The sequence below is a fragment of the Amycolatopsis sp. CFH S0740 genome (genome assembly GCF_004522315.1).
In the GTDB taxonomy this organism is placed as follows: domain Bacteria; phylum Actinomycetota; class Actinomycetes; order Mycobacteriales; family Pseudonocardiaceae; genus Amycolatopsis; species Amycolatopsis nivea.
Genome location: NZ_SDLS01000024.1, coordinates 79,406 through 97,675 on the forward strand (window position 1 = coordinate 79,406; position 18,270 = coordinate 97,675).

22 protein-coding genes are annotated in these 18,270 nt (G+C 68.6%); 12 read left to right on the forward strand and 10 right to left on the reverse strand.

Annotation, left to right across the window (positions count from 1 at the left end; genetic code table 11):
• Positions 1–43 precede the first annotated feature (43 nt).
• Together EIZ45_RS32535 and EIZ45_RS32540 are read left to right on the forward strand one after the other, a co-directional pair.
• Positions 44–898 carry a bifunctional methylenetetrahydrofolate dehydrogenase/methenyltetrahydrofolate cyclohydrolase gene (locus EIZ45_RS32535; protein ID WP_037816426.1) on the forward strand — a complete coding sequence of 285 codons (855 nt, stop codon included), beginning with the start codon at positions 44–46 and terminating at the stop codon, positions 896–898.
• A complete protein-coding gene (locus tag EIZ45_RS32540; protein ID WP_043835164.1) occupies positions 898–1,209 on the forward strand; it encodes a DUF3017 domain-containing protein in 312 nt (103 codons plus the stop codon). The genes EIZ45_RS32535 and EIZ45_RS32540 overlap by 1 nt, the downstream gene beginning before the upstream one ends.
• A gap of 197 nt (positions 1,210–1,406) precedes the next feature.
• Here the strand turns inward: EIZ45_RS32540 and EIZ45_RS32550 are convergent, their stop codons facing one another.
• Both EIZ45_RS32550 and EIZ45_RS32555 read right to left on the reverse strand, forming a co-directional pair.
• Positions 1,407–2,585 (reverse strand): MFS transporter, encoded by a 1,179-nt coding sequence (locus tag EIZ45_RS32550; RefSeq protein WP_134667594.1) that lies wholly within the window; start codon positions 2,583–2,585, stop codon positions 1,407–1,409.
• A gap of 185 nt (positions 2,586–2,770) precedes the next feature.
• On the reverse strand, positions 2,771–3,094 hold the full coding sequence (locus EIZ45_RS32555) for a helix-turn-helix transcriptional regulator (RefSeq protein WP_134667592.1): 324 nt from the start codon (positions 3,092–3,094) through the stop codon (positions 2,771–2,773).
• 109 nt (positions 3,095–3,203) lie between these two features.
• Here EIZ45_RS32555 and EIZ45_RS32560 point away from each other — a divergent pair, with 109 nt between their 5' ends.
• Together EIZ45_RS32560 and EIZ45_RS32565 are read left to right on the forward strand one after the other, a co-directional pair.
• Positions 3,204–4,394 carry an MFS transporter gene (locus EIZ45_RS32560; RefSeq protein ID WP_134667590.1) on the forward strand — a complete coding sequence of 397 codons (1,191 nt, stop codon included), beginning with the start codon at positions 3,204–3,206 and terminating at the stop codon, positions 4,392–4,394.
• Between the two features lie 13 nt (positions 4,395–4,407).
• On the forward strand, positions 4,408–5,052 hold the full coding sequence (locus EIZ45_RS32565; protein ID WP_037816168.1) for a hypothetical protein: 645 nt from the start codon (positions 4,408–4,410) through the stop codon (positions 5,050–5,052).
• Between the two features lie 18 nt (positions 5,053–5,070).
• Here EIZ45_RS32565 and EIZ45_RS32570 read toward each other — a convergent pair whose 3' ends face one another.
• From EIZ45_RS32570 to EIZ45_RS32585, 4 genes are all read right to left on the reverse strand, one after another.
• Complete coding sequence (locus tag EIZ45_RS32570) at positions 5,071–5,457, reverse strand: toxin-antitoxin system, toxin component, PIN family protein (protein ID WP_081684974.1); 387 nt, start codon at positions 5,455–5,457, stop codon at positions 5,071–5,073.
• Positions 5,447–6,097, reverse strand: coding sequence for a DUF433 domain-containing protein (locus EIZ45_RS32575; protein WP_043835155.1), 651 nt, complete (start codon positions 6,095–6,097; stop codon positions 5,447–5,449). Before EIZ45_RS32575 ends, EIZ45_RS32570 begins: the two co-directional genes overlap by 11 nt.
• Positions 6,098–6,199: 102 nt before the next feature.
• Positions 6,200–6,781 carry an HhH-GPD-type base excision DNA repair protein gene (locus tag EIZ45_RS32580; protein ID WP_037816165.1) on the reverse strand — a complete coding sequence of 194 codons (582 nt, stop codon included), beginning with the start codon at positions 6,779–6,781 and terminating at the stop codon, positions 6,200–6,202.
• A 27-nt stretch (positions 6,782–6,808) separates the two neighbouring features.
• A complete protein-coding gene (locus EIZ45_RS32585) occupies positions 6,809–7,570 on the reverse strand; it encodes an AraC family transcriptional regulator (protein ID WP_134667588.1) in 762 nt (253 codons plus the stop codon).
• A gap of 50 nt (positions 7,571–7,620) precedes the next feature.
• Here EIZ45_RS32585 and EIZ45_RS32590 point away from each other — a divergent pair, with 50 nt between their 5' ends.
• Positions 7,621–8,034 (forward strand): DUF2000 domain-containing protein, encoded by a 414-nt coding sequence (locus tag EIZ45_RS32590; protein WP_134667587.1) that lies wholly within the window; start codon positions 7,621–7,623, stop codon positions 8,032–8,034.
• Between the two features lie 292 nt (positions 8,035–8,326).
• Here EIZ45_RS32590 and EIZ45_RS32595 read toward each other — a convergent pair whose 3' ends face one another.
• The 3 genes from EIZ45_RS32595 to EIZ45_RS32605 are packed head-to-tail and all read right to left on the reverse strand — an operon-like array spanning position 8,327 to position 9,847.
• Complete coding sequence (locus EIZ45_RS32595) at positions 8,327–8,926, reverse strand: class I SAM-dependent methyltransferase (protein ID WP_134667584.1); 600 nt, start codon at positions 8,924–8,926, stop codon at positions 8,327–8,329.
• Positions 8,927–8,955: 29 nt separating this feature from the next.
• Positions 8,956–9,321, reverse strand: a complete 366-nt coding sequence (locus EIZ45_RS32600) for a DUF2203 domain-containing protein (RefSeq protein ID WP_037816161.1) — start codon at positions 9,319–9,321, stop codon at positions 8,956–8,958.
• Between the two features lie 37 nt (positions 9,322–9,358).
• On the reverse strand, positions 9,359–9,847 hold the full coding sequence (locus EIZ45_RS32605; RefSeq protein ID WP_240690852.1) for a hypothetical protein: 489 nt from the start codon (positions 9,845–9,847) through the stop codon (positions 9,359–9,361).
• Positions 9,848–10,063: 216 nt separating this feature from the next.
• Between EIZ45_RS32605 and EIZ45_RS32610 the strand changes: the two genes are divergently transcribed.
• A complete protein-coding gene (locus EIZ45_RS32610) occupies positions 10,064–11,287 on the forward strand; it encodes an NADP-dependent isocitrate dehydrogenase (RefSeq protein WP_037816160.1) in 1,224 nt (407 codons plus the stop codon).
• Positions 11,288–11,480: 193 nt separating this feature from the next.
• On the forward strand, positions 11,481–11,792 hold the full coding sequence (locus EIZ45_RS32615) for a hypothetical protein (RefSeq protein ID WP_106961406.1): 312 nt from the start codon (positions 11,481–11,483) through the stop codon (positions 11,790–11,792).
• A 368-nt stretch (positions 11,793–12,160) separates the two neighbouring features.
• Here the strand turns inward: EIZ45_RS32615 and EIZ45_RS32620 are convergent, their stop codons facing one another.
• Complete coding sequence (locus EIZ45_RS32620) at positions 12,161–12,892, reverse strand: MBL fold metallo-hydrolase (protein WP_134667582.1); 732 nt, start codon at positions 12,890–12,892, stop codon at positions 12,161–12,163.
• A gap of 64 nt (positions 12,893–12,956) precedes the next feature.
• Here EIZ45_RS32620 and EIZ45_RS32625 point away from each other — a divergent pair, with 64 nt between their 5' ends.
• From EIZ45_RS32625 to yhjD, 5 genes are all read left to right on the forward strand, one after another.
• Positions 12,957–13,772, forward strand: coding sequence for an exodeoxyribonuclease III (locus EIZ45_RS32625; protein WP_037816421.1), 816 nt, complete (start codon positions 12,957–12,959; stop codon positions 13,770–13,772).
• 411 nt (positions 13,773–14,183) lie between these two features.
• Entirely contained in the window at positions 14,184–14,561 is a 378-nt protein-coding gene (locus EIZ45_RS32630; protein ID WP_240690851.1) for a hypothetical protein, read from the forward strand.
• A gap of 293 nt (positions 14,562–14,854) precedes the next feature.
• Positions 14,855–15,874 (forward strand): tryptophan--tRNA ligase, encoded by a 1,020-nt coding sequence (gene trpS, locus EIZ45_RS32635; RefSeq protein WP_037816158.1) that lies wholly within the window; start codon positions 14,855–14,857, stop codon positions 15,872–15,874.
• 42 nt (positions 15,875–15,916) lie between these two features.
• On the forward strand, positions 15,917–17,173 hold the full coding sequence (locus EIZ45_RS32640; protein ID WP_134667579.1) for a hypothetical protein: 1,257 nt from the start codon (positions 15,917–15,919) through the stop codon (positions 17,171–17,173).
• A 54-nt stretch (positions 17,174–17,227) separates the two neighbouring features.
• The gene (gene yhjD, locus EIZ45_RS32645) at positions 17,228–18,241 is read left to right on the forward strand and encodes an inner membrane protein YhjD (RefSeq protein WP_134667577.1); all 1,014 of its coding nucleotides are present in this window, start codon (positions 17,228–17,230) and stop codon (positions 18,239–18,241) included.
• Positions 18,242–18,270 lie beyond the last annotated feature (29 nt).

Here is an 18,270-nt window from a genome sequence, read left to right on the forward strand (position 1 = left end):
CTCCTGACCGGCAGTCTCCGGCGGCTCTGCGACAATGGCCGCCGTGACGGCGAAGATTCTCGACGGCAAGGCCACGAAGAACGCCATTTTCGCAGAGTTGCGCCCCCGCGTGGCCGCGCTCGCGGAGAAGGGGATCACCCCTGGGCTGGGCACGGTGCTGGTCGGCGACGACCCCGGTTCCCACTCCTACGTGAAGATGAAGCACGCGGACAGCGCGAAGATCGGCGTCAACTCGATCCGCCGCGACCTGCCCGCGGACATCTCCCAGGAGAAGCTCGAGGCCGTCATCGACGAGCTGAACGCGGACCCGGCCTGCCACGGCTACCTCGTCCAGCTGCCGCTGCCGAAGCACCTCGACGCGAACCGCGTCCTGGAGCGCATCGACCCGGAGAAGGACGCCGACGGACTCGCGCCGATCAGCCTCGGCCGGCTCGTGCTCGGCGAAGCTGGCGCGCTGCCGTGCACCCCTTACGGGATCATCGAGCTGCTCAAGCGGCACGGCGTCGAGCTGAACGGCGCGCAGGTCACCGTGGTCGGCCGCGGGATCACCGTCGGCCGCACGCTCGGTCTGCTGCTCACCCGGCGCAGCGAAAACTCCACCGTCACGCTTTGCCACACCGGCACCCGTGACCTCGCCGCCGAGGTGCGCCGCGCGGACATCGTGATCGCCGCGGCGGGCGTGCCCGGGATCATCAAGCCGGACATGGTCAAGCCCGGCGCGGCGGTGCTGGACGTCGGCGTTTCGCACGTCGAGGGCAAGCTCACCGGCGACGTCGACCCGGCGGTCGCCGAGGTGGCCGGCTGGCTGTCGCCGAACCCCGGCGGCGTGGGCCCGATGACGCGGGCGATGCTGGTCACGAACGTGGTCGAGGCTGCGGAACGCGCGGCCGCCCGCTGATGGCGATGACCGGGCAACGGCACCGCGGCGATCGTCCCTGGCTCGTCCACGTGCCGTTCGCGGTGATCATGCTGCTGCTGGCGGCGGCTGTGGTGCGCGCGCTGCAGTACCACTGGCGCGAGGGTGCGGCGCTGGTCGGCGTGGCCTTGTTCGTGGCCGGGCTGCTGCGCGCGGTGCTGCCGGAGGAGCGCGCCGGACTGCTCGCGATCCGCGGCAAGGCCGTCGACATCCTCACCTACGGCGCGTTGTGCGCCGCGGTGCTCTACATCTCGCTGTCGATCGTCGGCGGCCCGTTCGACGCCTCCTCCTGAGCGAGCGCGGTCAGGACGCGAGCGCGAGTTCTTTCTGGACTCGCGCTTCGCGGCGGGCCGACCCAGTTCGGGGCCAGTAGGCCGAGTCCGCCTGCGATGACGAGGCCGCCGAGGTAGGCGCCGATCGTTGAACGCGGGCTGCACCGCCGCCGAGACCAGCGACGGCGTGCCGCACGCCTCCTCCTGAGCGAGCGCGGTCAGGAGGCGAGCGCGAGTTCTTTCTGGACTCGCGCTTCGCGTCGGTCCAGCAGCCCGGACACTGCGGCGATGGATACGCCGAGGACGGCGAGCAGTGAGCCGACCCAGTTCGGGGCCAGCAAGCCGAGTCCGCCGGCGATGACGAGGCCGCCGAGGTAGGCGCCGATCGAGTTGGCGATGTTGAACGCGGACTGCACCGCGGCCGAGACCAGCGACGGAGTGCCGCCCGCCTTCTCCATGATCCGGGCCTGCATCATCGGGCCGATCATGAAGCCCGCGACGCCCACGAAGAAGATCGTGACCGCCGCGCCGACCTTGCCCTGCGCGGTCACGGTGAAGATCGCGAGCACGGTCGCGAGCGCGAGCAGCGCGACGTACAGGCTCGGCATCAGCGCCTTGTCCGCGAGCCGTCCGCCGAGGTAGTTGCCGATCGTCATGCCGACACCGGCCAGCGAAAGCAGCACCGTGACGTTGGCGGGCGAGTATCCGGCGACGTCGGTCAGCATCGGCGCGATGTAGGACATGCAGGCGAAAACGCCGCCGAGTCCGAACATCACGATCGCCAGCGCCAGCCACACCTGCGGGCGCCGGAACGCGCCGAGTTCGCCGCGGATCGACGGGTCGGCCGGGCGGCCCTGGTGCGGCACCAGTTTCGCGATGGCGGCGATGGCGAGCAGACCGATCACCGCGACGACGCCGAATGTCGCGCGCCAGCCGACCTGCTGGCCGAGCAGCGTGCCGAGCGGGACGCCGATGACGTTCGCCAGCGTCAGGCCCATGAACATCATCGACACGGCCTTCGCGCGCTGGCCCGGCTGCGCGAGGCTGGACGCGACGACCGCGCCCGCGCCGAAGAACGCGCCGTGCGGCAGGCCGGCGAGGAACCGGAACGCGATGCCGAAGTCCTGGTTCGGCGAGAGCGCGAAGAGCGCGTTGCCGACCGTGAACAGACCTATCATCGCCAGCAGCATGGTTTTGCGCGGCAACCGGACAGCCAGCGCGGTGAGCAGCGGCGCGCCGATCACCACGCCGAGCGCGTACGCGGAGATGAAGTAGCCCGCGGACGGGATGTCGATGTGGAAGTCCGCGGCGGTCAGAGGCAGCACACCCATCATCACGAACTCGGTGGTACCGATGCCGAAGGCACCGACGGCGAGCGCGAGCAACGCGACGGGCACGGCTCTCCCTTCCTGGAGAAAACGATTGCTCAGCGCCTGGGGACCAGGCTTCTGAAGCGCTTTAGAACGAGGGCAAAAAACTAGACAGCCCCGACGTCGTCGTGCTGTCTCGCTCTAGTTGAACCGATGGAGGGCGGCCTTGTCATCCCGGTATTCGGGTGAGGCCCGCCACGTAGCGCGGCCGGTCAGCGGGGCGCGGCCAACACGCCGTCGAGCAGGCCGGGGAACAGCGCGTCGAGATCGTTGCGGCGCAACGAGTTGTACCGGGTCGTGCCTTCCTGGCGGCCGACGATCACCCCGGCCTGGCGCAGGGTCGCGAGGTGATGGGTGAGTGTGGACTTGGTCACCGGCACCTCGAAACCGCTGCACGAGATCTCCGTTTCGGAGTTCGCCAGCTGCCGGACCATCGCCAGCCTGACCGGGTCGGCCAGCGCGCGCAGCACCGCTTCGACCGTGATCTCGTCGCGGTCGGGATAGGCGAGCGGCGGCAGGGGCGCAGAGGCGGGCATGTGTCCATAGTACGACGACTGTCGAAATTGTCGGCGGGTCCGTGTACGGTCGTCATCGAACTACGACGTTCGTCGAACTATCCGTTCAGGTTTCCTTGGGGGAACATTCATGTCCAGCGTCTCGTCCTCGGCGGCGGCCCGGAACTCGGTGCTCGCGTTCGGGGCCTTCGGCGTCGGCACCAGCGGCTACATCGTGGCCGGGCTGTTGCCGGCGCTCACCTCCGAACTGCACATCTCCGCGACGGCCGCGGCGCAGCTCGTCACCTCGTTCGCCATCGCGTACGCGGTGGGCTCGCCGTTGTTCGCCGCCGCCACCGGCCGGTGGGAACGGCGCACGCTGCTGGTCGCCGCGCTCGCGGTGGCCGCGGTCGGGAACATCTTCGCGGCCGTCGCGCCGGGATACACCACGCTGTTGATCGCACGGGTCGTCACGGCGATCGGGGCCGCCGTCTACACCCCGGCCGCCACGGCCGTCGCGGCTGAACTGACCACGCCGGAACGTCGCGGACGAGCTGTGTCGCTGGTGTTCGGGGGACTCACCATCGCGTTGATCTTCGGTGTTCCGCTGGGCAGCGTGATCTCCCAGCAGTTCGGCTACGAGGGCGCGTTCCTGTTCGTCGGCATCCTTTCGCTGCTCGGTGCGATCGGGGTGCAGGTCGCGTTGCCGAGGGTCGCGCCGCCGCCGGTGGTCGGGCTCGCCGAGCGGTTCGCGGTCGCGCGGGACAAGCGGGTGGTCGCGCTGCTGGTCACCACCACGCTCGCCTGCCTCGCCGCGTTCATGGTCTACACGCTGGTGTCGCCGGTGCTGTCCGCCACCGCGGGCGTTTCCGGCGGGACGATCACGGTGCTGCTGTTCTGCTACGGCATCGGCGGCGCGATCGGCAACTTCGCCGGCGGCCGCGCGGCCGACCGGTGGGGTGCGCGCAAGCCGCTGCTGATCGTGCTCATCGGGTTCACCGCCGTGATGGTGCTGCTGCCGTTCACCGCGACGACCGTCGTCGGGGCCGGGATCACGTTGTTCGTGTGGGGCTTGGCGAACTGGTCGTTCAGCCCGCCGCTGCAGCACCGGCTCATCGAACTGTCGCCGGGGCACGCCGGGCTCGCGCTGTCGCTCAACGCGTCGGCGATCTACCTGGGCGTCGGGCTGTCCGGTGTCGTCGGCGGCGCGGTGTTGACCTCGGCCGGGCCGACCGTGTTGCCGGAGATCGCCGCGATCCTCGCCGCCGCGGCGATGCTGGTGGTCGTGTTCTTCTGGGGCGCGCGGAAGCGGGCTGAGGTCCGCGAAGAGGTCGCGGTCTGAGAAGCTGCCGGGCGTGGCAGAGGTACTGGAAACCGTGCCCGGGCACGGCGGCGAACTGGTGCTGCGGCGCGACGGCGCCGAGTTCGAGGTGATCGAAAACGGGATGTTCCTGATGGACACCCGCAACGGCGAGTCGGAACGGCTGCTCGTGACCGGAGCGGCCGACCGGCTCGCCTCCGGCGCCCGAGTGCTGATCGGCGGCCTCGGCGTCGGGTTCTCGCTGCGTGCCGCGCTGGACCACAGTGCGGTTTCCGAGGTCGTGGTCGTGGAACGCGAACCTGCCGTGATCGCGTGGAACCGGACTGGTCCGCTGCGCGAGGTGCACGGTGCGGCGCTGGACGATCCGCGGGTGACGGTGGTCGAGGCGGACCTGCTGGAGTGGCTGCGGACGACGAGCGAGACGTTCGACGCGCTGTGCCTGGACATCGACAACGGTCCAGAGTGGACGGTCACCGAGGGGAATGCGTCGCTGTACGCGGCTTCCGGCCTGGAGCGGTTGTCTCAGCTGCTGCGCCCGGACGGGGTGCTGGCGGTGTGGAGCGCGGGCGCGGCACCGGGGTTCACGGCTCGCCTGCGGGAGCGGTTCGCCGAGGTGGACGTGGTGGAGATTCCGGTGCCGCGCGGGGAACCGGACGTGGTCTGGTTCGCGCGAGGCTGAGTCAGACGGTCTGACGAGTCATGGCCAGGTTGCACGCAGGCTGTGCGCACCTACTGCGTATGCGCGCGGGCCGCCACGTGCTATGGCCCGGTGGATCGCTTGCCGATGCTGCTCGAATCGAGCCACCATGTCGTCGACCCTGAGGCGTTGGTTGTCGAGATAGAAAAGAACCCCGCCGTACGTCTCCAGCGGTGCGCGTTCCGTATCACGACCTTTGATCCGGCCGTCTTTGCACAATGGCGACCATCCCCGGGCCAGGCCGTAGTCCAGCCAGTCCTCGTCGGCGACGTGTTGGGCATCGTCCGGGAAGTGCGCGGCTGCTCGGTGCACGATCCAGCCGAGGTCGGTCAGCTCTTCGGCCAGCCTTCGTCCTAGCCCTCGATCGAGGAAAAACTCAGGCGGCACGGCCTACTCTGCAGATCGCTTCGACCTGTTCCGAAGTGAGACCGTATTCGTAAGCGACGTCGGTGAAGGATTCGCCGGCCAGCCAAAGATCGACGACGGCGTCGACCGGTACCTTCGTCGACTCGACAACGGGCGTGCCCCATCCGAACCGAGGGTCGATCACCACCGGTGCCACATCGGGGTACTGCCGGAGGCGCAGGCTTCCGGCGAAACCGTCCGCAGCGTCCCATTCAATGAAATGCAGGTAATCGTTGATGATCTCGCGGAACGGCCGCTGACCATCTCCGATGCGCGCGAGGTCCCCGTCCGCGTAGTGGAGGAAGATGTCCACCCCGTCGGTTGCGATCTGCTTCGTCGCCAGTGCATACGGCGTGTGAAACGACCGGCGAACCTCAGCGGCGGCGTCACGGATCTTTCGTTTGGTCAGTCCGAGATCGCGCAGCGCTCGAAGCACGTAGGCCTCGATCACGGCGACAAACGGAACTGACGGCCTGCCATGTCGCTCCGGTTCGACTCGGTGCACCAGCGGCGTACCGTCTGCCTTCTCGCCGAGCCAGTAGTACATGGTGGACTGAGGAATCTGCAGGTGCCGAGCCACTTCTTTGGGAGTCAGCAGCGGATCGGCGAACTTGTCGACCACGGCCCCTCCTTCATGATGTGGATTCGTCCTCGACACAGCCCACTGTATCGGTTTGCCCGGTTGCTGGACGGCTCAAGATCCGCGTGTTCGCGCGAGTCTGAGTCAGTTCGCCTTGGCGGCAGCCTTCGCGGCCTTCTTGAACGCGCGCACCTCGCCCAGCGTCTTGGCGTCCGTCACGTCCGCAATGGACCGACGGGAGCCGCGGTCGCCGTATGCGCCTGCGGCTTCGCGCCAGCCCTTCGGGGCGACGCCGCGCTGTTTGCCCAGCAGTGCCAGGAAGATCTTCGCCTTCTGCTCGCCGAAACCGGGCAGTGCCTTGAGTCGCTTCAGCACCTCTTCGCCGTCCGGCTTGGGGCGGCCGTCCAGCCAGATGCCTTCGGTGCGGCCGTCGTAGTTCTCGATGATGTGCAGCGCCAGCGCGTGCACCCGGCGCGCCATCGAGCCGCCGTAGCGGTGGATCGCGGGCGGGACGACGCACATCTCGACGAATGCCTCGACGTCGGTGGCGGCGATCTTCTGCAGCGAGAAGCCGTCCATCCGGTCGGCGATCTTCCGCGGGCCCGCGAAGGCGTGCTCCATCGGGTACTGCTGGTCCAGCAGCATCCCGGTGAGCAGGGCGAACGGGTCGTCGTTGAGCAGCTTGTCGGCCGCCGGGTCGCCGGTCAGGTGCAGTTCGCGCAGCATGGGGCCATCTTCGCACAAACCGCCCGGTCAGCCGCGTGCGAAGCGGGCCGGGGTGGTGCCGAGGTAGCGGCGGAAGTGCCGGGTCAGGTGGGCCTGGTCGGTGAACCCTGCGGTCGTGGCGACGGCGGCGGGCGGGGTGCCGTCGAGCAGGAGGCGGCGGGCGTGGTCGACGCGGCGGCCGGTGACGTACCGGTGCGGCGGCAGCCCGAAACGGCGGCCGAAGGCGCGGACCAGGTGGACGGGGTGCGCGCCCAGTACCTCGGAGGCGTCGGCCAGCGTCAGGGAATCGGGCAGGCGTTCGTCCAGGAGGTCGCGCAGGTCGTCGGCCAGGCTGCGGTCGGGCGGCGTTACCGTCAAGCGGCCGAGGTGGGTGCGCAGTCGCTCGGCGACCAGGGCTAGGCGGCTTTCGGCTTCCAGCGGTTCGGCGAGTGACTGGTGCAGCTGGTGAATCCTGGTGCGCAGCAACGGATCCGGCAGGCTCGGCTGGTCGACGGCGGCCCCGATCAGGTCGTCGCCGAGGACGTCGGCGTCGAGGTAGAGCACGCGTTTGCGGAAGCCGTGGCTGGTCGCGGCGCGCCCGTCGTGCGCGACGTTCGGCGGCAGCAGGGTGACGGCCGTGCCGAGCGCGCCGTGGTGGTGCCGGTCGAGGTCGTAGCTGATCGCGCCGTCGTCGACGATCAGCAGCGTCCAGGTGTCGTGCGTGTGCGCGGGGTAGGCGTGGTCGGTGAACCGGGCGTGGAACGCCTCGGTGATCCCGGGCACCGGAGGGCGCCAAGCCGACACCGTCATGTTCAAAACGTACAAGACCCGCACGCGGCGCCGGGCCGACGCTGTCCCGCATGAACCGATTCGACACGAAGATCGCCGTGCTGCTGCGGGACGACCTGGCCTCGTGGCAACGGCTGAACGTCACGGCGTTCCTGGTGAGCGGCGTGGCCCACACGACGCCCGAACTGATCGGCGAGCCCTACCTCGACGCCGGCGACACCGAGTACCTGCCGATGTTCCGCCAGCCGGTACTCGTGTTCTCCGGCGCTGCGGAGACGCTCGCGCTGGCGCACAGCCGCGCGCTCTCGCGGGGTCTGCGGTTCTCGATCTTCACCGACGAGCTGTTCCAGACCGGCAATGACGTCGACAATCGCGCGGCGGTGCGGGCGGTGCCGACGGAGAAGCTGGCGTTGGCGGGGATGGCCGTGCACGGGCCGAAGAACGCGGTGGACAAGATCCTCAAGGGCGCTCAGCTGCACGGCTGAATGGAAGGAGCTCAGAAGGCAAACGGTGGTGCACCGAAGGTGGATGCCGAGACACCCGACGGCTGGGACTGGGTCCGGCTGGAGCTCAGCGCCCCTGCCGGACACCAGTTGCACAAGGGGGATTACTCGAACGCCGCTGTCCGGCCGCAGAAGTCGCCGCAGCTCGCGACGCCGACTTCACCGTCTCCCGCCTAACCCGTGCGGCCGACGGTACGGTCACGGACCTCGACGTCACCTTCGTCCTGCACTGCGCCCCCGCCGCGGCTACCCGCGGCGAGGCGCACTTCCACCGTTAAGCCTCCGCGAACACCGCGAAAACCTGCCGTACCCGGTCACCCTGATCGAGCGTCACGTGCTGTGCCTTCGCCGAGCTGAACCCGGCGTCGGTGGCCAGCGCGGCGGCTTCCTCGAGGGTGCCCGGGACGCGCAGGTCGCGCGGGAACACGTCAGCGAACTTGCCGGTCGGCTTGAAGCGTTCCGCCGACACCACGCTGAACGCCAGCTTCCCACCTGGACGCAGCACTCGCCGCCAGTCGGTCAAGGCGCGCGCGCCCAGGAAATGCAGCGCCGACGCGCAGACGACCGCGTCCGCCTCGCCGTCTCCGATCGGCAGCGGGACCGCGGAGCCGACCTGCCAGGTGATCCGGCCGTCCGGGTCGCGGTCGGCGGCCTTGGCGCGGGCGATCTCGATCATCGCGGGGGAGAGGTCGATCGCGAATACCGCGGCCGGTTCGAGGCGCAGTGCCGCGAAGGCTGCCGCGCCGGTGCCCGCGGCGACGTCGACCAGCAGAGTGGGCTTGGGGGCCAGGCCGCCGATCAGCTGCTCGGCCACATACGGGTGGAAGGTGTCCTCGTCGTATCCCGCCGCGTCGGCGTCGAAAAGTGTGCTCACCTAGCCACCGTAGTGCGGTTGACCAGTGATTATCCGGGCAATCGGCGACGGCCGGCGAAACCGAGGTCGGCCCGGTGGTACCAGGACAGTTCGCGGTCGCCCTCGAGCCAGCACAACAGGACGTCGTCGCCGTCGAGCGAAGCCGGGAAGTCCACCAGCAGCGGGGCGAACCCCTTCAGCTCCGCCCCGGTCGCCTGGATCGCGGTCATCAGGTCGTCCAGCCTCGCCTGCGCGGCCTTCCACTCCGGCAGGCCGCCGAGGCTGGTGTCCCGCCCGCCCGGGCGCAGCGACGCGGCGAGTTCGGCGGCGTCGGCGCGGACCCGGATCAGCTCGGCGAGCACGGGAAGCAACCGGGCGAGCTCGGTGCGGGCCTCGGCTACGGTGAACAATCCCATCTGCAAATAGTCTCACCGGGCCCGCGCCGGTCCGCCGCTACCTGCGCCGACGCGCCAGCCGGACCGCCAGACCCGTGCCGACCAGCAGGAACCCGGTGCCGAGCAGCGCGCCCGACGACATCCACCCGGCCACGCCCACGGTCATCTCGCCGCGCGGCAGCAGGTCGAGCAGATCGAACGCCGAGCGCGGTGCCACCAGCGTGATCACCCCCGGAACCAGGCACCACACCAGCCCGCCCGCGATCGGTCCGGTTCCCGACCACGCGCCGAGCACGGCGACCCCGAACAGGAGCACCGCGCCCGCCACGGCCAACGTGATGCCGAGGGCGTCCCCGTGTTCGGCGAACGAAGCCGCGATCTGCCGCTGGTGCAGGTAGCTGCCGTAGGCCAGCAGCCCGAGCGCGACCGGGGTGAGGACGAGCCCGCACAGCCCGCTGAGCACGCGCGCCACCGCCCGGCTGCCCGCCGGTGCGGCGACCGGGCCGCCCGCGGGGGGATAAACGGAGTACGGCTCGGGGTATGACATGGCGGGACCTCCCAGTGCGGTGCTTGCCGCGATGGGACGGGCGGCCCGCTCGGCTGGTTCCGCAGTCGTGCCCGGTCGGCAGGCCGGGTCAAGGGTGGTAGAGACTTGATTCCGACCACTTCTGGAACCATCCAGCTCTGTTAAGCAGTACGCTTGTACCGCTATCGGAGAGCGAAGAAGCGAACGCGAAGATCCGCGGAAGGAGCACCGCTGCTCATGGCCAAGATCAAGGTCCAGGGCACCGTTGTCGAACTCGACGGCGACGAGATGACCCGCATCATTTGGCAGTTCATCAAGGACAAGCTGATCCACCCGTACCTGGACGTCAACCTGGACTACTACGACCTGGGCATCGAGGAGCGGGACCGCACCGACGACCAGATCACGGTCGACGCCGCCAACGCCATCAAGCAGCACGGCGTCGGCGTCAAGTGCGCCACGATCACGCCCGACGAGGCGCGCGTGGAGGAGTTCGGCCTCAAGAAGATGTGGGTGTCCCCGAACGGGACCATCCGCAACATCCTCGGCGGCGTGATCTTCCGCGAGCCGATCGTCATGCGCAACGTGCCCCGGCTGGTACCCGGCTGGACCAAGCCGATCATCATCGGCCGCCACGCGCACGGCGACCAGTACAAGGCCACCAACTTCAAGGTCCCCGGCCCGGGCACCCTGACGATGACCTACACCCCCGAAGACGGCTCCGAGCCGATGGAGTTCCAGGTCGCGAACTTCCCCGAGGGCGGCGGCGTCGCGATGGGGATGTACAACTACCGCAAGTCGATCGAGGACTTCGCGCGCGCGTCGCTGCAGTACGGCCTCGACCGCGAGTACCCGGTCTACCTCTCGACCAAGAACACCATCCTCAAGGCCTACGACGGCATGTTCAAGGACGTGTTCCAGGAGATCTTCGAGACCGAGTTCAAGTCGGACTTCGACGCCAAGGGCATCACCTACGAGCACCGGCTGATCGACGACATGGTCGCCGCGTCGCTCAAGTGGGAGGGCGGCTACGTCTGGGCGTGCAAGAACTACGACGGCGACGTCCAGTCCGACACCGTCGCGCAGGGCTTCGGTTCGCTCGGCCTGATGACCTCGGTGCTGCGCACGCCGGACGGCAAGACCGTCGAGGCCGAGGCCGCGCACGGCACGGTCACCCGGCACTACCGCCAGCACCAGCAGGGCAAGCCGACCTCCACGAACCCGATCGCCTCGATCTACGCGTGGACCCGCGGCCTCGAGCACCGCGGCAAGCTGGACGGCAACTCGGAGCTCATCGGCTTCGCGAACAAGCTGGAGCAGGTCGTCGTCGACACCGTCGAGGGCGGCAAGATGACCAAGGACCTCGCGCTGCTGGTCGGCAAGGACCAGGAATGGCAGACGACCGAGGACTTCCTCGCGACGCTGGACGAGAACCTGGCCAAGAAGATCGCGCAGGGCTGATCTTTCTTTAGCCGTTTTTGCGAGAAGGGCACCTCGGAGGAGTCTTCCGAGGTGCCCTTCTCTTTCTTGTCACTCTTCGTGATGTGTCGGTGACAGGATTGGCACCTCCGGGTGGAATGGGGTCGCGAACCTGTCCGGGCCGGGTCGGACTGCCTACTCTGGACGAGGGGTTTTTCGCGACTGAGGAGCGGCCGTGATTCTGGGTTTGCCCAAGAAGACACTGATTATTATCGGAGTCGTCGCCGCGGTCGTGGTCATCTACGCGTTCGGCCAGAAAGGCCAGGCCGACGCGCAGGGATCCCCGACCGGCTGCAAGGTCTCGGTGACCGCCGACGTGCTCAATGCGCGGGAAACCGCCGCGGGCAACGGGAAGGTCGTCGGGAAGTACTTGCGCGGCGCGGAATTCGACGCGCAACCCGTGGTGCAGAACGGGTTCCGGAAGGTCGCCGACGGCAAGTGGGTCGCGGACAGCTTCGTGACGCCGGTGTCCGGGGCCAAGTGCTGAGTCTGGTTCGTACTGGTGCCTGGTTGAGGTGCTGAGCCGGTGGTGTGCTGACGCTGTCGTGTGCGGAGTCCGTTGCCGCGCTTAGGTTCGCGTGGTTGCTGGGTTTTCTGCGACGCGTGGTTCGGCCGGGGCCGAGTGGCTGCTGAGCTTGGTGCGGGTCCGGGCCGATAGTTGTCCGCTGATTCGTCCCATGTGGTGGGACGGCTTCGGTTGTCCACGCGGGAATGCGCCGGTCGGTTGAACCGGTGCGTCCGTACGGCTCTGGGTGTTCGCGATTGCCGGATGCGGCTGCTCTTTTGTGCCGCGCGGTGCCGGGGTGAAAGCGTTCAGGGCGAACGGTGGTCGCGTTTGTTGTGCGGAACGCGCGATTATGCGTGATTCAGCATGAGTCCTTCTTCCGCGGCGAGTACTTCCCCGGCGAACTCGGCGCGGGCTTCGGCTACGGAAACCGCGCGGTCGGAACCGGGCCAGAAATGCGTGAGCAACAGCGTGCGGACATTCGCCGCGGCGGCGAGTCGGCCTGCTTCCGCGGCGGTCATCAGGTACCGGGGACCGTCCGGCGGTGCGCCTTGCAGGGTCGCTTCGCAGATGAGGACGTCGGCGTCGCGGGCCAGGTCGGTCAGGTGCGGAGCGGGACCGGTGTCGCCCGTGTAGGCGAGGGTGTAGCCGGGTGTGGTGAGCCGGACGCCGTAGTTCGGCACGTGGTGCGGCAGGAGCGCGGTGGTGAGCCGGAACGGGCCGAGGTCGGTGTCGGGGCCGAGATCGTGGAGGTCGAAGTTCTCGTCGGGGGCCGGGTTGGGCTCCATCGCGGCGAGCCGGCGCACGCTGCCGGGAGTGCAGTGCAGCGGGAGCTTGCGGTCGGTTGTGTAGTGGCGGGCCCGGCCGAGTGCGCTGACGTCCGCGAGGTGATCGGGGTGCTCGTGCGTGACGACGATCGCGTCGAGCCGGTCGGCGGGAACGTGCTGGAAGAGTCGCGGGGCGGCTCCGTAGCCGAGGTCGAGTGCGACGTGGAAGTCCTCGTGGGACAGCAGGAATCCGGCGCAGGCGCGGCCGGGTTCGGGCCAGGCGCCGCAGCTGCCGAGGACGGTCAAGCGAGGCATGGCGGTCATTCTGGACCTCGCCGTACCCGCCGCGCGCGGAAAATTGTCGGACCCGGCGGGTAGCGTGCGCGGGGTGCTGATCGTCTCCACTGTCAACGTCAATGGTCTCCGGGCTGCCGTCAAGAAGGGCTTCGTCGAGTGGCTGGCCGCCACCGAGGCGGATGTCGTCGCGTGTCAGGAAGTGCGGGCTGAGGCCGCGCAGCTGCCCGCGTCCGTCGTCGCGCCTGAGGGGTGGTTCGCCGCGCACGCGCCCTCGGTCGCGAAGGGGCGCAACGGCGTCTCGCTCTACAGCCGCGTCGAGCCGGACGAGGTGCGGACCGGGTTCGGCGAGCCCGAGTTCGAGGACAGCGGGCGGTACCTGGAAATGCACCTGCCCGGCGTGATCGTCGCGAGCCTGTACCTGCCGAGCGGCGACGTCGGCACGGAGCGGCAGGACGAGAAGGAACGCTTCATGGCCGCGTTCCTGCCGTACCTGGTCGAGCTGCGCGCGAAGGCGGCCGCGGAGGGCCGGGAGGTCGTCGTGGTCGGCGACTGGAACATCGCCTACGACACCGTCGACCTCAAGAACTGGCGCGGCAACCAGAAGAACTCCGGGTTCCTGCCGGAGGAGCGCGAGTGGATGGGGCGCGTCTACGAAGCGGGCTATGCCGACGTGCAGCGTCGGCTCGACCCCGAGGGCCCCGGCCCGTACACGTGGTGGTCCTACCGGGGCAAGGCGTTCGACAACGACTCGGGCTGGCGCATCGACTGCCAGCTGGCGACGCCCGGCCTGGCAGAGAAGGTGACGTCGGTGGTGGTCGAACGGGCAGAGTCCTACGACCAGCGCTGGTCGGACCACGCGCCGGTCACCGCGACGTACGACGTGCCGTTCCCGGGCTGAGCCTGGTTGTCCTGCTGGTGACTAGTGGGTGAAGCCTGCTGAGGGTAGTTCGGGTTTGTTCTGCAGGGTGATTCTGTCCGGTTTGCCGGGGACCGAGGACACTGTGCGTGGTTCCGCGCACGGCGCACGGCGCTGACCACCGACGACACCGAGACCGCAGGGGCGGCCTCGGTTACTCCCCGAGTGGGCGCTAGCCTCGGCTCCCGAGTTGATCAGATCCGACAGGTCTTGACACGCTCGGTAGTTTTCTGACCAGTAGCACGTCGAGAACTCATCCTTACGGGTGAGGCGCTCGTTCAGAACAGTCACCTCGCGGGAGGCACTCCGGTGCGCAACCCAGGCCGGTTCGTGACACGGTCCACGCTGGCTCTTGGCCGTCCAGCGCTTCGCTCGTCCGTCACCCCATCGGGGGTGTCCGGGACGGGGTCGGCCGAGCGGGCTCCGGTTCGCCGGGCTGTCCGTGGCAGCCGTTCCCTGGTCGTCGCGGGCGGGCGAGTCCTGGCAGTGCTGGCGACGGTGCTGATCGCGGCTGTCGGGACGGGTGCGACGGCGTTCGCGGACGACAGTGTCGTCCGGGCGGAGACGACGTCGGCCGGGTTCGGGATGCTCGGACCGGTCGGCCTGGTCGCGGTGGGTTTCGGTGTCATCGGGATGGCGCTGGGCGTCGTCCGGCAGCGCCGCAAGGCCCGCGCGAAGGCACTCGAGGCGGTCGCTGCCGCCGGGGCTCTGGACGAGGAGACCCGGCCGCTGGAACCGGCTCCGGCCGCGCTCAACCTGCGGCAGTCCTAGTCAGCTGGCCGGTTCTCCGGCAGCAAGATCTTTCCCGGCCGAGCGGCGAACTTCGCCATGCTTTCCACGCCGCCGGTTGAGTCACTTGCGGCCCCGGTCGTCTCCGCCGCTCTCCTCACACCGCGGTATCGGCGACCTGAGCTGCACATCCACCCCTAAATCTCTCCGACGACGCTCTCTCCCGAGAGCAGATACCCGCGCGGACGGCGGCGAAACGTCCCGTCTGCCCGTCCGTCCCGCGAACCGCCGGGCCCGCGGCAGGGGCTTCTTCGCAGCCTGAAAGAATCCCGGGCGTGTCCGACGAACAGAACGGGCGCCTGCGGGTGCTTTCCGGGATCCAGCCGACAGCCGACTCCTTCCACCTCGGCAACTACCTGGGCGCCCTGCGCCAGTGGGTGCGGCTGCAGGACACCCACGAGACCTTCTACTGCGTCGTCGACCTGCACGCGATCACCGTCGAGCAGGATCCCAAGGTGCTGCTGGAGCGGACGCGGCGTTCGGCCGCGCAGTTGCTCGCCATCGGGGTCGACCCGGAGCGCAGCGCGTTGTTCGTGCAGAGCCACGTGCCCGAGCACGCTCAGCTGAGCTGGGTGCTCGAATGCCAGACCGGCTTCGGCGAGGCCGGGCGGATGACCCAGTTCAAGGACAAGGCCGCCAAGCAGGGCAGCGACCACGCGAGCGTCGGCCTGTTCACCTACCCGGTGCTGATGGCCGCGGACATCCTGCTGTACCAGACGAACGCGGTGCCGGTCGGCGAGGACCAGCGGCAGCATCTCGAGCTGACCCGCAACCTCGCGCAGCGGTTCAACAGCCGGTTCGGCAAGACGTTCGTCATGCCGGAGCCGTTCATCGTCAAGGACACCGCCAAGATCTACGACCTGCAGGAACCGACCTCGAAGATGAGCAAGTCGGCGGCGACCGGCAACGGGCTGATCGAGCTGCTCGAGGACCCGAAGCGCTCGGCGAAGAAGATCCGTTCCGCGGTCACCGACACCGGCCGCGAGGTCCGCTTCGACCGCGAGGAGAAGGCAGGCGTCTCCAACCTGCTCACGATCTACTCCGCGCTGACCGACCGGACCGTCGCCGACCTCGAAACCGCCTACGAGGGCAAGGGTTACGGCGATCTCAAGAAGGACCTCGCCGAGGTGCTGGTCGACTGGGTCACGCCGTTGCAGGAGAGCGTTCAGTCCTATTTGGACGATGTCGCCGAGCTGGACCGGATCCTCGCCGCGGGCGCGCATCGGGCCCGTGAGGTCGCGTCGGCCACGCTGGCGTCGGTCTACGAGCGGATCGGGTTCCTGCCCGCGAGCTGAGCGGGGAGTACACAAAAAATATCCTGTGGGGGGATAAATACAGTGAAGTGGAAAACCGGGCTGTTGCCGATCGGTGTCGCGACGCTGATGCTGGTCACGTCGTGCAGCGGATTCTCCGGATCGGACCGCGAGAACGCGAAGGACCCGAACGCCGACGGCCAGACCGTGCAGCGGCCGGGTTATGCGAACTCGCAGTACCCGGACCCCGCTCCGATCAAGGAAAAGGCGAACCCGCAAGCGGTGCAGATCGGCGGCAAGCCGGTGATCCAGGCGTGCAACCTGCTGACGATTGCCGACCTCGTCGCGCTCGGGATCAAGGTCGAATCGCGGCCGGACCCGAACGGGGCCGTCTTCGAGCGCCGCTACCTGGTCGGCGACGGTTCGGGACCGCTGCGGTCGTCTGAAAACACCTACGCCAAGGCGCTGACCTCGGGCGTGAACCACTGTGTGTACAGCCTGCAGGACGACCAGGGCAATCAGACGTATGAGGAGCTGGCGGTCGCGGTATCCCAGCCGGCGTACGTGCCGACCGTGAACACCAAGCCCTACCTCGACGACGCGGACCCCAGCTTGACCGTCGGCCCGGTGAAGATCTTCTCGAAGCGCCGCAAGACCGACAGCCCGTCGGACGCTTCCGGCGACGCCGTGCTCGTCCTGGGGGACACCCTGGTCGACTTCGACTTCCAGCTGAAGGCGGACAAGAACGCGGGCAAGCTGCAGGACCTCGGCAAGAAGCTCGCCGAGAACTTCGCCAAGCAGGTGAGCGCGCCGGCCGGGGCGAACGTCATCGGTTACGACAGCTCGGCGTTCCCGAAATCGGTCGCGCAGCCCTGCCCGATGCTCACGCCCGACGCCGTGACCCCGGCAATCGGCACCGAGGCTTCGCCGATGGTCGCCGAAACCCCCGCCACCGCGGTCGGCGACATGTTCATGACCAACAGCACCCAGCACAACTACGTGCAGATCGACTGCGAACGCGGCACCGGCCAGGACAACGGCATCGACCGGCGCGCGCTGCACCTGACCGCGATCAGTTTCCTCAGCGAAGACGCGGCGAAGAGCTACCTCGGGTCCGCGCCGAAGGACGGCCAGTCCACGCCCGCCCAGGTCGGGGATGAGGGGCAGGTGCGCAGCAAGGGCCAGACCAACGGCGAGGTGCTGTTCCGCAAGGGCCGCTTCGTGTTCAAGCTCTACCTCGCCGACCACAACGCCGCCCCGAACGGCATCAGCGGCGCGGACGCGACCCGGCTGCTGGTTCCCGCCGCCCAGAAGATGCTCTCCGCCTTCCACGAGCAGTAACCGCGCGGGCACGCTCGCGTTGCGGGGCCCGGTTGCCGTGGTTAGCGTTTTCCGGTGGCGAAAGAGACCGGTGACAAGGAAAAGCTGCTGCCCCGGCTGCGGCGGAAGTACCCGTGGCTGGATCACCTGATCCGCGCCAACGATTCCTTCAACGAAAACTACGGCAACCATTACGCGGCGGCGATCACGTACTTCAGCGTGCTGTCGGTGTTCCCGATCTTCATGGTGGCGTTCGCGGTCGTCGGCATGGTGCTCGGGCACAACACCGCGGTGATCGACCAGATCACGCACGGGATCGACAGTTCGGTCCCCGAAGGCCTGCGCGGCCTGGTCAAACAGATCACCGACACCGCGCTGAGTTCCGGCAGCGGGATCGGGATCTTCGGGTTGCTGCTGGCGCTCTACTCCGGCGTCGGCTGGATGGCCAACCTCCGCGACGCCCTCACCGCGCAGTGGGGGCAGGAGAAGAAGACGGAACCGTTCGTCACCAAGACGATCAAGGACCTGCTGTCGCTGATCGGGCTCGGGCTGGCGCTGGTCGTGTCGTTCGCGATCACCGCGGCGGGCAGTGGCTTCGGCGAACTGCTGCTGGAACTGGTCGGGCTGGAAGGCCAGGGGTGGGCGAAGTTCCTGCTCCAAGCCGCGACGATCGTGCTCAGCCTGATCGCCAACGCGCTGGTTTTCCTGTGGGTGATCGCCCGGCTGCCCCGGGAGCACGTCGCGCTGCGGAGCGCGGTCAAGGGCGCGATCTTCGCCTCTGTCGGGTTCGTGATTCTGCAGCAGGTCGCGACTGTGTACCTGGCTAGCGTCACGAAGTCGCCGTCGTTCGCGTTGTTCGGGCCGGTGATCGGGTTGCTGGTGTTCGCGAACCTGGTGTCGCGGTTCCTGCTGCTGGTGACGGCCTGGACGGCGACCGCGCGGGAGAACCAGCGACGCGTGGTGCAGCCGCCCGCTCCGGTGCTGCTGGAGCCCCGGGTGACGGTGCAGCACGGGCTGGGGCTCGGTTCCGTGGCCGGTGCGTTCAGTGCCGGTGCGCTGCTGGCGTGGCTAGGCAGGCGGAAGGGCTGACACAAAAGGGCCTCCTTGAGCGAATCAAG

Bases quoted from the DNA above. Each gene is read 5' to 3' on its own strand.
- EIZ45_RS32540 (WP_043835164.1), top strand. From the start codon at position 898: ATGGCGATGACCGGGCAACGGCACCGCGGCGATCGTCCCTGGCTCGTC.
- EIZ45_RS32555 (WP_134667592.1), bottom strand. From the start codon at position 3,094: ATGCCCGCCTCTGCGCCCCTGCCGCCGCTCGCCTATCCCGACCGCGAC.
- EIZ45_RS32560 (WP_134667590.1), top strand. From the start codon at position 3,204: ATGTCCAGCGTCTCGTCCTCGGCGGCGGCCCGGAACTCGGTGCTCGCG.
- EIZ45_RS32580 (WP_037816165.1), bottom strand. From the start codon at position 6,781: ATGCTGCGCGAACTGCACCTGACCGGCGACCCGGCGGCCGACAAGCTG.
- EIZ45_RS32585 (WP_134667588.1), bottom strand. From the start codon at position 7,570: ATGACGGTGTCGGCTTGGCGCCCTCCGGTGCCCGGGATCACCGAGGCG.
- EIZ45_RS32590 (WP_134667587.1), top strand. From the start codon at position 7,621: ATGAACCGATTCGACACGAAGATCGCCGTGCTGCTGCGGGACGACCTG.
- EIZ45_RS32600 (WP_037816161.1), bottom strand. From the start codon at position 9,321: ATGGGATTGTTCACCGTAGCCGAGGCCCGCACCGAGCTCGCCCGGTTG.
- EIZ45_RS32605 (WP_240690852.1), bottom strand. From the start codon at position 9,847: ATGTCATACCCCGAGCCGTACTCCGTTTATCCCCCCGCGGGCGGCCCG.
- EIZ45_RS32610 (WP_037816160.1), top strand. From the start codon at position 10,064: ATGGCCAAGATCAAGGTCCAGGGCACCGTTGTCGAACTCGACGGCGAC.
- EIZ45_RS32620 (WP_134667582.1), bottom strand. From the start codon at position 12,892: ATGCCTCGCTTGACCGTCCTCGGCAGCTGCGGCGCCTGGCCCGAACCC.